The sequence below is a fragment of the Microbulbifer regidiadema (SeqCode) genome (assembly GCF_052467605.1).
Genome location: NZ_CP174316.1, coordinates 1,610,106 through 1,626,186, shown reverse-complemented (window position 1 = coordinate 1,626,186; position 16,081 = coordinate 1,610,106). Strand labels below are relative to the sequence as shown.

The 16,081-nt window shown below is 45.1% G+C and carries 13 protein-coding genes; 3 read left to right on the top strand and 10 right to left on the bottom strand.

The annotated features are described in order from the left end of the window. Positions 1–407: 407 nt before the first annotated feature. The 5 genes from ACJJIF_RS07745 to ACJJIF_RS07725 all read right to left on the bottom strand — a co-directional run bounded on the left by ACJJIF_RS07745 (position 408) and on the right by ACJJIF_RS07725 (position 5,596). Positions 408–857, bottom strand: a complete 450-nt coding sequence (locus ACJJIF_RS07745) for a hypothetical protein (RefSeq protein WP_444931649.1) — start codon at positions 855–857, stop codon at positions 408–410. A 4-nt stretch (positions 858–861) separates the two neighbouring features. Further along, a complete protein-coding gene (locus tag ACJJIF_RS07740; RefSeq protein ID WP_444931648.1) occupies positions 862–1,422 on the bottom strand; it encodes a TIGR02594 family protein in 561 nt (186 codons plus the stop codon). A gap of 1,049 nt (positions 1,423–2,471) precedes the next feature. Next, the gene (locus ACJJIF_RS07735) at positions 2,472–3,059 is read right to left on the bottom strand and encodes a hypothetical protein (protein WP_444931647.1); all 588 of its coding nucleotides are present in this window, start codon (positions 3,057–3,059) and stop codon (positions 2,472–2,474) included. Positions 3,060–3,348: 289 nt separating this feature from the next. Further along, the gene (locus ACJJIF_RS07730; protein ID WP_444928468.1) at positions 3,349–4,446 is read right to left on the bottom strand and encodes an IS630 family transposase; all 1,098 of its coding nucleotides are present in this window, start codon (positions 4,444–4,446) and stop codon (positions 3,349–3,351) included. Between the two features lie 478 nt (positions 4,447–4,924). Beyond that, complete coding sequence (locus ACJJIF_RS07725; RefSeq protein ID WP_444931646.1) at positions 4,925–5,596, bottom strand: hypothetical protein; 672 nt, start codon at positions 5,594–5,596, stop codon at positions 4,925–4,927. Between the two features lie 663 nt (positions 5,597–6,259). On the opposite strand from ACJJIF_RS07725, the gene ACJJIF_RS07720 reads away from it, so the two are divergent. Together ACJJIF_RS07720 and ACJJIF_RS07715 are read left to right on the top strand one after the other, a co-directional pair. Beyond that, positions 6,260–6,436, top strand: a complete 177-nt coding sequence (locus tag ACJJIF_RS07720) for a hypothetical protein (protein WP_444931645.1) — start codon at positions 6,260–6,262, stop codon at positions 6,434–6,436. Positions 6,437–6,470: 34 nt separating this feature from the next. Further along, positions 6,471–6,965: a hypothetical protein gene (locus ACJJIF_RS07715; RefSeq protein WP_444931644.1), complete on the top strand. Its 495-nt coding sequence runs from the start codon at positions 6,471–6,473 to the stop codon at positions 6,963–6,965. A gap of 989 nt (positions 6,966–7,954) precedes the next feature. Here the strand turns inward: ACJJIF_RS07715 and ACJJIF_RS07710 are convergent. Both ACJJIF_RS07710 and ACJJIF_RS07705 read right to left on the bottom strand, forming a co-directional pair. After that, on the bottom strand, positions 7,955–8,266 hold the full coding sequence (locus ACJJIF_RS07710) for a hypothetical protein (RefSeq protein WP_444931643.1): 312 nt from the start codon (positions 8,264–8,266) through the stop codon (positions 7,955–7,957). An 11-nt stretch (positions 8,267–8,277) separates the two neighbouring features. After that, a complete protein-coding gene (locus ACJJIF_RS07705; protein WP_444931642.1) occupies positions 8,278–9,255 on the bottom strand; it encodes a trypsin-like serine peptidase in 978 nt (325 codons plus the stop codon). Between the two features lie 588 nt (positions 9,256–9,843). On the opposite strand from ACJJIF_RS07705, the gene ACJJIF_RS07700 reads away from it, so the two are divergent. Next, positions 9,844–11,010: a DNA cytosine methyltransferase gene (locus ACJJIF_RS07700; protein WP_444931641.1), complete on the top strand. Its 1,167-nt coding sequence runs from the start codon at positions 9,844–9,846 to the stop codon at positions 11,008–11,010. A 128-nt stretch (positions 11,011–11,138) separates the two neighbouring features. On the opposite strand, the gene ACJJIF_RS07695 is transcribed toward ACJJIF_RS07700, so the two are convergent. From ACJJIF_RS07695 to ACJJIF_RS07685, 3 genes are all read right to left on the bottom strand, one after another. Beyond that, positions 11,139–12,056 (bottom strand): hypothetical protein, encoded by a 918-nt coding sequence (locus ACJJIF_RS07695; RefSeq protein WP_444931640.1) that lies wholly within the window; start codon positions 12,054–12,056, stop codon positions 11,139–11,141. A gap of 503 nt (positions 12,057–12,559) precedes the next feature. Next, positions 12,560–13,783, bottom strand: coding sequence for a VWA domain-containing protein (locus ACJJIF_RS07690; protein ID WP_444931639.1), 1,224 nt, complete (start codon positions 13,781–13,783; stop codon positions 12,560–12,562). Further along, positions 13,771–16,074 (bottom strand): DUF5682 family protein, encoded by a 2,304-nt coding sequence (locus ACJJIF_RS07685; RefSeq protein ID WP_444931638.1) that lies wholly within the window; start codon positions 16,072–16,074, stop codon positions 13,771–13,773. The genes ACJJIF_RS07690 and ACJJIF_RS07685 overlap by 13 nt, the downstream gene beginning before the upstream one ends. Positions 16,075–16,081: the final 7 nt, after the last annotated feature.

Sequence of the window (16,081 nt, the reverse complement as noted above, 5' to 3'; positions counted from 1 at the left end):
CTCAATCCACTGACGCCGATGCTCATAATCTCTCCCGGATTGGATATCTTTCCCACAAAGAAAAGCTCTGCGCACACAACGGGAGACACAGTGATAGTAAGGAGTTGCATCGAGGGATATTTGCGAACGCCGAGGCTGGGTCATGAGATAGGGGTTCACTGTTTTAATATCCAGTATTTTTGTTGTATCCCCTGTATTGTGTCAATGGGCGTGGCGTCTCAAGTTTCCCCTTTACTGGGTGTCCAGAAATAACTTCGTTGCTCTTTGGTCAGCTGTCGGTAATGTTTTGTCACCACTTAATCTCTTGGCGGAGAAGAAGTGGCAGATGTTACCTTCAGCTGACCGTTCTTCTCCAGATGATTAACTGACGCACTTCAGAGTTGAGTACAGGCCCTCTTATATTCAGTTTAACCACAATGATTTTGATCTAGAACTGCCTGAGAATTTTCTTTTGCTACTTTATGAGCAATCTTAATTAATTTTTTGCTCGCAGGAAATTCAGCTCCCACTCCAGGCCAATAGTACCCCCCATTATCTTGACAGAGGCTAATTATTACTGGCTTAGCATCCAGAATGACATCTTCACCCACCTCTACAATAAGCCTATAGGTTATCTGGTTTTGATGAACCCCTTTTATGGCCTCAAGTACGTCAGCGCTTAACTGGTAAGTATCACCCACACCAGGATACGAGGACAGCTTGATAACCCGTGTGTGTTGAATAACAGCAGTAAACGGCGTATTTAGTATTGATTCTGATAAAAATTCTTGCTGGGCATTAGGATGGTCAGAGCATGCTTGATTGGCCAAAAAAAGTAAAAATAAAAGGATGTATTTAACAGCAGTTATTAGCTTCATATCCTTATGCCTCTGAGGTTACTACTGCCGCTGTTAAGTTGTATATCGGTAATCGGCTGTTAGATAAGTCAAAATTTAAAGGCACAACAAATGCCTCCCAAACCTTGGCAGAGTATTTAGTAATGTTTACTTCATTATTTTGATTCCCGCCCAAAATGAATAGATGTTTTCCAGTTGGATCTTTCCCCATAACAAATCCAACGTGCCCACCCCCCTTTCTACTTTTTATTGCAATTGCCCCTTGTATTGGTGCGTTTATCGATTTGCCAAATGCTTTCCATGATTTGGCTCTGAATGCCGCTTTTACAGGAGTGTAACCATGCTGCTTCATTACCCAGGCTACGAAAGAGCCACACCAAGCATTTTTACCACCAGAATCATCAGTTCCCCAGAACTCAGATGCCGAGAAATATTGGAGTATCCTTGGGTTTGCCTTAACACCTGCCACCTCACTCTGACCCCGCTCCTTGTATGCGGTTTTCATCCAAGGAGTAAAACAAAAATTAAGTATATCTGTTTTAGGGGCGTCTTCACATTGTGGGTGTGAGGAAGTTTGTTTGAACATAGTATAATCCTTTATCTATATAATGGAGAAAATTTCCATAAGAGCTGGGAAGAACTGTGAACACAAAAAGTTACTCTTGAAAATCAGCATCCTATGTAATTCAAGAGGATAAGCAGTCTGATAACTCTAAAGAAATTACAGTTCTGTTTTGTTGACAGATTAGTAAATTGCGCATAGAAGCATGGATATGCCACCCATCTTTACTTAAGTAGTCGAAGCATGTCAATACCGATACCTGGAAGGTAAAAAAACGAATAGTCCCATACCGTAGTGCGGCAATCCTGGACACTCAGTGCGCCGAGCTAAATTGGCAAAAGATTGGAGGTGAAAGCCCTCCACCCAACAAATGGTACCATCGTGTAAGTTTTCAGGGGGGCTCTGAGACAGTGTGCTTAGGTAGGGATTTGTGCTTACAGAAATTATGTAGTGGTCTAATACTTCCGGATGCCTCACTAAGATGGTAAAACTACCAAGTGAAGTATGGTAGAAGCTAATTTTTGGGAAGCGGGGTGGGTCTTATTTGAGGACTATCAAATATCCATCAGTCATTGTGTCTGAAGTTTTAACTCGATCAAGAAATTGAGGCGATGGAGATTTCTGGGGTGGCTTCGAAAGTCGTATAGGTGAAGTTATCGCCTACAATCTATAGTGAAAGCATTAACCATGATGGCCGGGGCTAGCGCCCCGGAGAAGTAATTTTAGGAGTAAGGAGCGTGAAGCATTAGGAGTAGAGCAGGATTGGTAGAGGGTAGCTAATGTTAGTAATTCAGGAAACCCTTGGGTTAAGCACTACAAAATAGAACGAAGGTTCCACTTGAGGGGTGTAAGTTTGAGTGAAAATCTAGAAAATAATATAAAAATCTCGAACAGCTGAAGGGTAGCTGGATGTGCCCGACTCAAAATTGGAATCCGGCACTATCACAGCTGGCGATCCACCCTTCAGATTACCTGGCTGAAATACATCAGCCTACAGCGGCTTGGCTGACACAGAGTTTTGAATACCCTTGCAAATGTTTACACCATCCCATCCTTTAGCCAGTCGATAACTATTAAGAAAAGGTGACCGCACGCTCATTCAAATCATAATACTGGGTGTTAACCTTAATCTTAACAGAGCTACCAGTAGCATCAAACCAGCCAAGATACCCAGTAACCTCTAGGCTTTTATGAGAAGTGGCCATTGCCTCGCGTAAACGCTGGGCCCAGGGCCTCAATTTCTCACCATCATAGCCTGACCCACAAGCACAGAGATGTAGGTCAACAAAGTTAGCAGGCAACCCCTCTTTAACCAGGGTATCAGCCAGCTGCGTTGGAGTATAAGTTTTCCACACTCCGCCCTGCCACGACTCTACCCCTCTATCAAAAACTTTTGCTTGTTTATTCTTACCGCTATTGCGTTGTGCGCCAATCTGCTTACCGTCGCCACCGCCGGTGCCATGAGCAACAATATAAAGAGTATCACCAGATTTGAGACTGCTGAGACACTTATCTATCCAGCGGTACATGGATTTACCAATACCGGATGTTACCTTGTTGGCAAGGATATGACTCTTAGGGATATCCCAAGCGCTCGCCATATTCTCTGCAAACTCTAGCATTTCTTCACTATTTATGGGGAGGTAAATGTATTTTGACATTTGTATACCTTGTTATTATCACAATACCAAAAGTATAACACCAAGCTTCCCGCAGAATAAATTTTTGAAAACACCCTTAGACTGGGTGAGTTCTAGATATCCATAGAACCTAGAGAAGCGGTAGAATTATTTTTGACATCTGTTTCCCAATTATTTTTTGGTTTAGGGTTAAGTACTAAGGGTTAAGTACTATAAAGTGGTACAAAAGTTCTACTTGAGGGGCTGTCAGTTTGGATGAAAACCCAGAAGGAGTCGTTTTGATAAACTCGGTGGAAACTAGTGTACCGTATTAAATAGATTGCTGATTTGAGAGTGCTTGGCGTGCACGCTCCACTTTCAATAAAATTTCCTCAGCAGATTTCGTCCACACAAAAGCTTTCTTGGCTTCATTATGTGTTTCAATAAATTTCACGATAGCCGTTTCCAACTCCTTGACTGAGGTGAATGCCCCTCGGCGCAACTGCTTCTCTGTGAGTAATCCAAAAAATCTTTCTACCAGATTTAGCCAGGATGAACTGGTCGGAATAAAATGAAGATGAACTCGTTTGTTTCTCTTGAGCCAGCGCTTTACATTTTCATGCTTGTGAGTCGCGTAATTATCGACGATAAGATGAAGATCCTGTTCTTTAGGTGTTTGCTTTTCTACGGTCTTTAAAAAGCCTAAGAACTCCTGATGACGATGGCGCTTTCTACACTCACCTATGACCTCACCAGTCAGCGTATTAAGGGCGGCAAAAAGAGTGCTTGTCCCGTGACGTTTATAATCATGGGTCATAGTGCCACACCGCCCCGGTTTCATGGGTAGTCCAGGCTGTGTCCGATCCAGGGCCTGAATCGAGCTTTTTTCATCCACACAAAAGACAACAGCATTTTCTGGCGGTGACATATACAAGCCAACAACATCGCGTAATTTTTCTTCAAAAGCAGGATCGTTACTCACCTTGAACTTTTCGGTTAGATGAGGCTTAAGGCCCACTTCCTGCCATACCCTGCTGACAAAAGAGTGGTTAATTCCTAAGACTTTCGCCATGCCTCGCGTTGTCCAGTGTGTCCCATCCTTTGGCTTACTTCCTGTCGTCATCTTGATAATTTTCGAGCGGAGTTTTGCCTGCTCTTCTGAATTCTTACCGCCATGATTAGCCCCCCTGGGCAAATCCTTCTCTATACCTGCCAGACGCTTTTCTGCAAAACGATTGCGCCATCGGCCCACCGTATTGACATCAATGCTTAACTTTTTCGCAATTTGGTAGTTGGGAACCTGCTTGGCAGCGAGCAAAATAATCTTTGACCGCTCAGCCAATCTCACCGATATTTTTCGACTTTTTATATTCTTTTCTAACTGCTTTTTTTCTTCCGGTGATAAATTGATTTCAACTTGAGCTGGCATTGGTCTTCACTTAATCGCTAAATTAAGCTCACATTATATATCAGCAATATATTTAATACACTACACTAGTAGGTTGTACCAGAAAGAAGCATCAGCAGTCCTTGCTCTGTATGCTTAATGCTTTGCCTATCTCTCCAGTCGCTCGAAAATCGAGGGATGCTCCCATCAATTCCCCCTCACTGCGGACCATAGGAAATAGATTTTCAGGTCGTCTACAGTTAGTAGATGCATGAATCTGTTGTTGAATGGAGCTAAACTCAGACTCTTTCGAAATTTTGACTAGGTACTCAAAAATTGTCTAAGAGATTTTCTAAATTACTTGAGTCTGCTTGCAGTAAATAAGAGCTAAATACCCACAGAATTGGCGCGGTTAATGGGCGTGATATTTTCAGTGGTAACGGGCCATGCACTCATGTGATTAAATGCATGGCATTTAAGTGGATAGGTTAAGTGGTGATTTTCAATAGTTTCCGATCAATTAGGATTCACTTTTTGGTTTATAGTTTTTCCATATTTCAGGGTATCTTTCCCATGGAGGTGCTTCGGGACTGAATGCACTATTATTGGCGCTGCTGTCTTGATACCAAAACTGTATTCGTTTCATGAAATCTTTATCATTTCTATTTCGAAAGATAAATCTTATTTCTGCATATGTAATAACGCGATACTTAAGCTCATCAGCTTTGAACTGATAGACTGGCTCTCTTTTAAAGGGGAATTTAGCTTCTTCTGCTGGAATCCCTGGTTTGGAAATAACAGCATTCCAATCGATATCATAGTCTATTGCAAAATGAATGAAATGATTGTGTTTTACTAAGAACTCAATCCCGGCTTTACTTTTCCGCCTCCATATTTTGTTATCCGTTGTTTGATCATTTGTTCGTGGTGGCTCTAGATTGACATTGTCTTGCACAACACACTTGTACTTCTCTTTACTACGACAGAAATTACTAAAGTCTTCGTTTAAGAAATGACATTTGTCTACGGCGGTTCCGGTTAGTAGTTGATCAAGCCATGCGATCGTGCCTTTATCAGCAAGATCTCTCATTTTTTTTTGAGTTAATTGTTGAATTAACCTCGCTCTGCTTCCCGAAAACCCATAAAAAAAGTCTCCAGAGCAGTATATTCTCCATGGTTTACTAAATGGCATAATGACCTCCTTTGGGACAGTATAACTAGGGGGCAGGAGTAGACTCTTACTGATGCATTCCTAACCCTAACTTGGAAAATATATCGATGTATAGACTGGCTGACTTTAAAATTTGGGCATAAATTTTTAGAATTTGGTCATTTTTAGAGTTCAAGCTGCTGAAAAATTGACCATCTGAGGCCCTGCACTTAGAGTTTCCTTCGATACTTCACTGGTTTTCGGTCCATATGTATGGGCTCTGATGTTGCTAAGGGTATAACCACAATCTTGGATACCCAAAGCTCAAAAAACAGGCAAAAGATTGTGGTCATGAGCTGGGATGCTAGTTTTAAAGGAGGTGGTAATTACGTACTGAAAGCTTTTAGTAGATAGGGGGCCAAACTTTTATCACTGATTGTCAAATTTATTTGCATAATAGAGGTCTGTATTTCTTTCCAAGATAAGTACAAGTTGGCAAACAGCCAGGAAGCTTTATTGGTAACATAAAGTTTGAAGCCAACTCTTACTCTAAGGTAGGGTTAAATTACTTGGACCTACCAACCCCCTTAGTGGGTAAGTGTGTACCATTTATATTGAAGGTTGGTGATAGATGAAGAAAATTGAGTGGTAGGCTGGAAATATAGCTGTTTACATTGGTAAATATTGTAGTCAAACGGAGAAATAATGTTTGGAGCACAGGAATTAAGGCTTATTCGATACTCTGTAAAGAAAACCATTGAGCTTTTATGCGAGCGTCAAAATATTTTAGATCCAGAGTCTGATGATGCTATTGAAATAGCTAATGATCTTGTCTTATATCAAATTATTTTGAATAAAATTAAAGGCAAGTCTGAAGTTTGATTGTTTTTAGGTTCATTAGCTTTAGGGACTAAAGATGAAATATTCTTATAGTTTAAAGAATGCCCTGTATGGTCTTTTTTGTTTGGCGGCCTCTATCCTGTTCTTTATGGTTGATAGGCCTGAGGCTTTTTGGTGTGGGTTGGTAGCTTTATTTTTATTTATTGTATTCCTATTTTCTCCCATCTTGGAAGATTTCCATAAAAGAAGGGCTGAGCTGCGTCAGGGGTATATAGAGTTTGATTCTGAAGAGATAAGAAAAATTATTCCTGACCGCCAGAAAGAGGGGATCAAATGGTTGGAGATTAGTGAAATTGCTATTACAACTGGCGATATGGGTCCATTCAATGATGATCTTTATTGGATAATAATGGATTCTGAAAAAAACAAAAGAATTGCAGTATCTAATGATGCACTAGGTTTACCTGAATTGGTTGAGAAGTTGCAGGCGCTGCCTAAATTTGATCATGGGGTAATGCTTATGGCAATGGGGAGTGTGGAAAATAACTACTTTGTTGTTTGGAGGAGGTAGTCGGCCGTCTGAAAATAGTAGGTGTGTTATCGGTGATGTGGTCTTATTTTCTAAAAGTTAAATCTCGCTGTCCCAGTTCATTAACATCAATAGGATGCAGCTGAAAGGACAGCACCTTAGCGTAGTTAGATACTTACCACCTATAAGCGTAATAGCTCTTTAGGTGTGGTACGACTGTTCTGGAAGAGGTCAAATAAGTCTGAAAAGGCTGAGTCTCTAGTATTAGATTTTAATGTGCCTAATATAATTGCTGAGCTTAAAAACCTTGACTTCCTTTACCTCAGAACTGCGTAACATTTTATGGAGAGGGAATACACACGCTCCTAGCTAAAAGTTCCAAAGCCAGCCTTATGCAGGTATGTTGGACCATGAAGTGGCGCACAAATCGACATGAGCTGTATAGATGTACAGGTGTATGTATTGACAGTGTTGGTGTTTGAGGTTAATATATTCACTGCTGCTTTGGTTTCCATGCAGCGGTCATCCTTTCTTGAGCCGGCCCCCAAGCCGGTTTTTTTATTTTTAGAGTTTGATAATTGTAGACCTAAAATCCCTGTGCAATAGGACTGAAAGTAGTCTGTCGCTGTTGTGACAAGAACAGATTTTAAACTAACATTTAAGTGCCAAGTTTATACTGATAGGAAGGCCATTGATTTCAGGTGGGTTCAGGCTGGCCTTGCCGATTAATTAGTTGATGGTGGAGTGCACTCTCTGATGGTAAGAGTTAATGGAGCCCAGCCGTACAAGGTAAGAATGTGAATTCTATGTGTGGGTAAGTGCTATAGGTGGTTCATATACGAGATTGGTAGATCCAGTTTCATGGTAAAAATCATTACCGGTTCTACCTGGAATTTTTGTTCAAGTATTGAAGGGAAGTGTTATTGTGGGTTGATGGGCGGCTGGTTTAGGAGACATAAAGAGGTGAGGGCGTCGTCAAGAGTGGCTGCCTTTGCCACTTATCAGTTAGCGCTAGGAAAGCCGGGATATAGTTATTGTGTGGAGCTATTTTGCTTTGATAGAGCCTTCAGTTTTTCGACAGTCTCCAAATCAGAGCTAAACCATATCTGTAATGGATAGGACTCTAAAATAACGACATCTCTTACCTGCCCTAATTTTTCCAGGCGTTGTACTTCGCGTAAAACGGGGTCAGGTGTCTTTAGGCTGCCCCTTACCATTACCCGATGCCATTCGGATTCATCATTGGCCGTTATACCGCATGCACTTAGAAAAAAGATTAAAGGAATAATTTTTTTCATGTTTTTAAAAAGGCGCCAAAGGGCGCCTTTTCCAAGTTTGAACAAGGCGTTTTACTTTATGGGTAACTCTCAATCCAATCTTGTAAAGTAGTAAACAGTGTACTGGTCATACGTGTTCCACAATTCTGTGAGGGTGACCCTGTTGTATGGATTCCACGAACATAGCCAGCAGTGTCTTTAATCCCGCTACCACTTTGGCCGCCAGCTGTATCTAATGTATAACACACTCTATAGGTGCTGGAAGTTGTGCTGCCTGAGTCTGTCCACATGGTGCCAGATGGTTTATCTCCTGGGTATCCAGTAACACTATGAGTACCATCTGAATAGACGCCCCACCCGGAATGTCCATTATGAGGTGCTTCCGCTAATACAATAAGCGCGTAGTCATAATTGGTATCTGCATTATTATGCCAGGCTGTAGTGGTTACGGCGGTTGACCAGTTTTCACTTCCCCAGGGTTCATAGCTGCCAGATTGAGCCACTGTAAAATCAAGGGAGCTATACCAGTTTCCGGAACCATCAGAAACGCAATGTCCAGCGGTTAATACATGCTTTTCTGAAATTAACGTACCGGTACACCCCACATCAATACGGCCATTATACCAGTGGGGATTTTGCACCGTATTAGTGATTTGAACTCTATCGTCAGTGCCTATTACAACTGAGGGTGTTAGTAGTTGCTCACTGGGGATTATAGTGGGCAACTGCCCTTTGGATGAAAAAATTCTTGAATCTAAGCCGTGTGACTCAATAGTTCCTATTGCTTGCTCTAGTAGAGCAAGTGCTGTTTTATCTATTCCTGCTACATATTGCTTGCCGTCTGGAGTGACTGCAATGGCGCTTAAAGATGAAGTGCGCTCCATTAATGTATATTGCTTCTTTACAGCAGTCTCATCGACTTCTGGTTGCTTGGCAACATTATGCCCGCTTATAAAGCTTGCGGTTTGATCTGTCTCAACAAAATTGTAAAGGGTATCTGCATGTGACACTCCTGAGAACACTACCAGTGAAAGAAAAATATGAGCCTTGTTCATATCTAGTCCATTTAAGTTAATGGGTGTTTAGTAGCGGTGCGATCATTTTATATTCCACACTTAATTTTGTGTGGATGCACAATATAGTACTTCTGTACATGTTTACAACTTGCTAATTATAAGTTGGAGGCTAACTAACGCCATTTTTCTAGGGGAGAAAGTTCTCATAAGCTAATCGAATTTATTGGCTTTATTTATTAAAGTGTTGGAGAGATCTATAAATTCTTATTTTTTCTAGGATGTCATTTAAGTAATTAAAGGTTTTATTTCGATTGGTTCTGTGGTGGGTTATTGTCTGGAGTATTCTTTGCAGGTTAGGGAGTGCTGCCATGAATGATTTCATATTAAGCTTATGTGAGGAGCTCTAGCCCAAAAGAGAGGATCTCTGGCTTTGCCGGGGAGGTACTTATAGTTTAACAGTTCCGGATGTCTCATAGTAACTTTCTGATTATTTAGCTAACCTCAAAAAAGCCGACATCTTGTCGGCTTTTTCATTTATCATTGCCGAGCTTTATACCCATAGGTTGTTGGGTCTAAAGGGTTGTTGCGGGATGTTTCTTACAGGTTTTAGGTTTAAGAGTGAGCGGTATGTCACTGAGGTCAATAGAGCTTTTTGCGGGTGCTGGAGGTTTGGGGGTTGGTTTACATCAAGCAGGATTTAATACTCTGGCTGCGTTTGAACGCAATAGCGGTGCCTGTGCCACGTTGATTGGTAATCGACTTATGGGAGCTGAGTGTGAAGTTGTTGAGGCTGATATTCGCACCTGTGATTACAGCGTATACGATGCTGTTGATCTGGTTTCTGGCGGTCCACCATGCCAGCCATTTTCGCTAGGGGGAAAGCATTCAGCTTACAATGATGATAGAGATATGTTTCCCGAAGCGGTGCGTGCAATTCGAGAGCTTAGACCAAAATCATTTATTTTAGAAAATGTAAAAGGTTTATTGGGAAAGTCTTTTTCTGAGTATTTTGAGTATATTTTGTTACAGCTGCAGTATCCAAATATTGTGAGAGAGTCAGTGGAGAGCTGGCAATGCCATCTTGCAAGGCTGGAAAGGTTACATACGGAAGGTCACAAATCCTCTTCCGAGTACAATGTTGCCTTTCGTCTGCTAAATTCAGCAGACTTTGGTGTGCCACAAAAAAGGGAGCGAGTTGTAATTGTTGGGTTTAGAAAGGATCTCGGAGTTGAGTGGTCATTTCCTGAGGCAACACATACCCAGGATCGGTTGCTGTGGGATCAAATGGTTTCCTTAGATTATTGGAATCGTCATAAGGTCAGTCCGCCGCTGTTGTCTGATCGCGAGCAGTGTAAGAGGGTCAGTCTGATAAAGAGATATGGAGAGTCACCTCCTAGTACCAAGCCTTGGCGCACGGTACGAGACGCTATATACGATTTGCCCAAGCCGTATTTAAAGGAGGGAAGGGGTAAATATTTAAATCATGTATTCAAGGAAGGGGCTCGGGTATATCCGGGGCACACTGGCAGCTATATTGATGCTCCTTCGAAGACTCTGAAAGCCGGAGTCCATGGTGTTCCTGGTGGGGAAAATATGATTCGATTTGAGAATGGGGCGGTGCGCTATTTCACAGTAAGGGAAAGTGCCCGAATACAAACCTTTCCTGATGAATACGAGATAACCGGCGCATGGAGTGAGGCGATGCGACAGTTGGGCAATGCGGTGCCGGTACAGTTGGCTCGTATGGTGGGGGAGGGTGTTTTTGATGCGCTACAGCGGGCCAGCAACTCGTGATCTGGCTGAAGGGTAGGCTTTTAGGTGCGATTCGGCGCTGATCACAGAGTTTTACAGTCGGCATGGAGGTTAACCATTGTGCCTGCTGCGGGCTGTCGAAATCTGATGGTGTGGTGTGCTCAGTGTGATCAATATTCCTCGAAGCCTTGTCCATCACTCTGTGCAAAAATCCCGATGCTTTTCTCTGTGTTCTCTTCGCCATTGAAATATTGTAGCGAAAGTTGATAGGTCAGAGTTCCATCACCATCTCCCCTTGCTGCATCCTCCACTATAGGGTTGACTTGTAGCATTGCGGTTTCCGTAGGATCTATCACTATTGGTTGAGCGAAATCTAACCGGGTATCTCTGTCCCAGTACAATGGGATATCTGTCTCTAAGTTGGCAACCTCTAACCTTGAGCCACCGGCGCCGGCTTCCCCACCGCTCATAAATATATTTTTAGAGGTAATCCCGTAAGCGGTGGCGGGTTGCTCCCCGGTGTTTCTAATGGTTATCCTGAGGGTGGGTTTTGTATCGATTTTTGAGTTTAAATACTCGGTGAGTAAAAGTCTCCAGTTGAAGTATTCAGTACCTTTTACTTGCCTTTGGTAGGTTTGGTAAAATGAGCTTTGCTTTAGATGGGATTTTGTTGCTTCACTAATATCGTCTCTGTAACCGGTGAATTCTATTTCGTCTGCAATGGTTCCAGACTTGAACTCCCAGTGAATATAGCTGTGGTTAGATTTGAGGAACTCCGCTTTGAACAGTTCTGGGTTTAATATGTAGATACCAGAGTCTTTTATCTCCATTTCACCCCAGTCACTTTCCACCAGTTCACGGTGATACTCTCCACCTAGGTCTTCGGCTGCTATATTGGTTATTTCCCATTGGCCAAACAAGTTCTCGGGTGTGCTGTTATTAGCAATGAAAATCTTTTCTAAAGTTAGTTTGGCTGGCTTCTTATCCCGTTCTTGATTGCCCATTAATCCTATAATGGCAGCAATGATAGCGGCAGTGATGGGTATTGCGACACCTAAAATCATTTCTTTTCTGGATAAGTTAAACATTTCTGTAATCCTTGAGTGAAAATTAGCTTGAGAGCTTTTATTTTTATTGTATAGGCGGGCAGGTAATAGGTTTGCCCAATCAACCTTCAGTTTAGGTATAAATGCTTTGGTAAAGTGGACTTATTGTATATAGCTAAACAGAAACAACTCAATCACTGAGTGCTCTGAGGTTAGACGGGGATTTTAAATAAGGATTTTTGTGTTGTTGCGCGTCAAACGCTGAAGTTGAGATAAATGTGTTGCTAGTTTAAAAGTACGCAATAGCTATATTCTTGCTATTTGGCGGTGTGAGATTAAGAGAAACTTGACAATGGCATAATTTGCACACTCTGCGCTTTTAGCTCGGGACAAGCCGCTACATCAATTTTGCTGGGTTGAGTGAATCTTTAAAGGCCTTTTTAAGGTGCGCTTGAGGTTGAGTTTTTGTTGGAATACTCCGATATGGGTGTAAGTGAGAGGGAGTAAGTACCTGCACTTACCCCCATTCATCAGAGGAGAAGGATCTATTCCTTTGGGCGAACCGCCTTAATATCCTGGTCGGCTGCCCAACTGAGCACATCCTCACGGCGCAGTGCTGTTGCCATCAGGTCCGGGAATTGGTCTGGAGTGCAGGCGAAAACCGGTGAGCCTATTGCAGCAAATTCCTCTGCCAATGACTGGTCATAGGATGGGCGCCCATCATCACTGAGTGCGAGTAATGTAATTACATTCACATCCTGGCGAACCAGGTTGGCAACCCGTGCTTTTAATTCTTCGGCATTTCCCCCTTCATACAGGTCGGTAATCAGGATTAAGTGGGTTTTGCCTGGACGTTCAATTTTGTCCTCACAATAAGCCACTGCCTGGTTGATATCGGTACCGCCCCCCAGCTGCACGCCAAATAGGACGCTGACTGGGTCTTCCAGGTCCTCGGTAAGGTCGACAATTGCAGTGTCAAAGCAGATCAACTTGGTTTTCACTGCCGGTATTGAAGCCATGACAGCGGCAAAGATAGAGCTGTATACCACGGAGGTGGCCATGGAGCCGGATTGGTCGACACACAGAATGACTTCATCCAAATCGGCGAGGCGGCGGCTCTGCCGCATAAAGCCAATTAGCTTCTCCGGCACCACGGTGCGGTAGTCGTGCTGGTAGTGCCTGAGGTTTTGCTGAATAGTTCTGTGCCAGTCGATATCGGCAAAACGCGGTCTGAAACTGCGTTTTGATTTATTCACTGCCCCTCTAACCGCCTCTGTGGTCTTTCGCTCTAAGCGCTCCATCAGTTCATCGACCACTTTTTTGATAACTTGGCGAGCCGTTTCAATGGTTTTTTCCGGCATCACGGAGCGCAGGCTGACCAGGTCTGCAACCAGGTGAACATCTGCTTCAATGGCGGAAAGGAACTCGGGCTCCATCAGCATTTGCTTGAGGCCGAGGCGTTCAAATGCATCCCGTTGGACAACCTGTACTACTGACGTTGGAAAGAACTCGCGGATATCGCCCAGCCAGCGGGATACCTGTGGTGAAGAGCGCGATAATCCGCCTCGGCCCTTCTTGCCGGTTTCGTTGTCTCCGCTGCCATAGAGTGCGCTCAGAGCCTGGGATAGGCGCGTATCGCGCTCTGATAGCCCGGAGTTGTCTTCATCAGCCCCCAGCACCAGGCGCCAGCGGCGTTCTTTTTCTGCGCTGTTGTCGCTGCCTACCTCATCGGGTTGCTGCTTGTCAGACACTTCGTTTACTGCGCCCATGTCTTGTCCTTATGAATTAATTTGCCAATGCGCAATAGGTGTTCTGACCACTGCGGTAATACGTCGGGGTTGATGGTCTTGGGGACCGAGTGGTTGGAACGGGCGCCCAGTACCAGTTCCATCATACGCCGGCGCTCCATGGCATCGAGGCTGGAGAATACGCGTCGGAACAGGGGCAAATATTGGGTGAATGCCTCTTCATCCAGGTGCAGTAACCAACGCTGTACCGCTGTCATCAATACTGGGTCGTAGAGTAGGCGCTCAATTGCCTCGGCAAAGAAACCTTCGAAGAATCGCGCTGCGTCAGCGGCGGGCACGGCTGGGGATAGAGCTTTTTCCAGCAATTGCTGCAACCTGTGTCCATCAATGCGCTCAGCCTGATAGAGCAGGCGTGTACACAGGCCGCTGACCTGCAAGCTCGACAGCGGGCTATCGACCAGCTGCTCAAAAGCCTGCCACCAGTCCGCCATCACTTCGTCACTCAGCTCTGCCAGTTGCAGTGCCTGGTGAGCGCTGTGGATGCTATTGCGCAGTCGCAGGGACTCTTCGTCATTGAGATTGCGGCAGGCGTAGGGGAGGGCCAGGGCGGATTGCATGGTCAGGCGCTCTACCAGGCCGGCGACTTGCTCCAGAGCTAATTCTCGCGCTGTACCGTAACGCTGCACTTGAATCAGGGCCGGTAGGCTGTCGAGAAGTTCGATACCATCACTGGCCAGGGCTGCCCGCGCGGCCAATTGCTTGAGGCCCGCTTCAGAAGCCCGGTGTAACTGAGATTCAAGGGACAGTAAAACCACTTCGGCCAACTTGCCCAAATTGTCTTCAGCGGCAATCGCCTCGATTAATTTATTGTTGGCCGCCTGCTCAATGGTGGAGCCGTAAACTAGGTTTTCCACCAGTTTTACTGCGTATTCCGGCTGCCAGCTGAGTATCCAGTTTTCCCGGAAAGTGCCGCGGCTTTTACCGGTATGGGAGGGTTTGCCCCAGGGCACTTCAAGTACGGCGAGGCGGTGCAGTAAGGTAGATTTATTCAGGCCGATTTCACTGCGTAAATCCAGGGAAACTTCTTTATCCAGGGCGGTGGGCTTCAGCTTGGTCTTTTTCTGCCAGCGCTGTAGATCCTCCAGCAGCGGCACCAGCGGCGCGTCTTCGGGAATGGCCCCGACCTCCTGGCCCAGCAACAACTCTCTTTCTATTTGCTGCCAGATAAGGCGCTCACCAAAACACAGACAGGCTATGGCGGCCTCAATAATTTCTTCAAATCCGGGAGCGGGGCGATTTCTTACCGCCGCTAAACTGTGGCTCAGGCGCACTGCCTCAATAACAGAAGCGGTGGAAACCACCTGCCCGCTGTGGCGCAGTGCTCTTACCAGGTGGCCAAACCAAAGCTCCAGCCACTGTTCGCCGCTGCCCTCGCGCCAAAGGTGCTGATACCACATGGGTGCGGCAACCCCGGCACCATAACCGGAAGCCATCGCCAATCTGGGGGATGTCCAGGGTATCCAGGTGGTTTTCACTTTGCTTTTGGGCAGTTTTGCCGGCAGCTGTTTAATCAGTGCGCGATCATCTTTGGCGGTGTGCTTTTGGCGAAATGCCGGGACATGCCAGGCCCCGCAGACGACGGCAATCTCACCTTCCACCCCTTTCTTTTCTTTGGCGATTTCCAGGCGCATATAGGCTTCACGCACGAGGTCCCTTGGCGACAGGGGAGTTGTTTCGCTCATCTCCCGGCGCAGCGCAGTCATGGCTGACTCTACTCTGGCAAATATTTCCGCGCTGTCGTCGCGGTTCTGCTCGATCAGATCATTCCACCAGGCCTCACCATCTTTGTAGCCCGCCAGCCTGGCTAACAGACCGATAGGGTCGGAAGTGTCGGTGCTCGGTTCCGGCGGGTTTGCGGTCGCTGGGGGGGCTGCTTCGGCTTCGCTCGGCTCTCCCTCTGCGTCCTGGGGTTCAGGGTGCAGCAGTTGTGCCAGCTGGATATTGAGGGGTAGATCAATAAATTTAACTTCTACTCCCTGTTGTACGGCCCATAGGCAGGCCTGGTACTCCGGGGAGTACTCTACGAACGGGTAGTAGAGACTGGAGGCGGGTGACTCTGCGGCATAGCCCAGTAGTGCTACCGGGGGGTGCATTTGTGCACTGGCTAGCAGGGGCAGTAGTTCGCTGCAATCAGCCGGGCCTTCGATCAATACTTTTTCTGGTTTCAGCTGATCCAGCGCGGCGACAAGCCGCCGCGCCGAACCTGGCCCGTGGTGCCGAATACCAAAATAATGACAATCCACCTTGGACACGGGATAT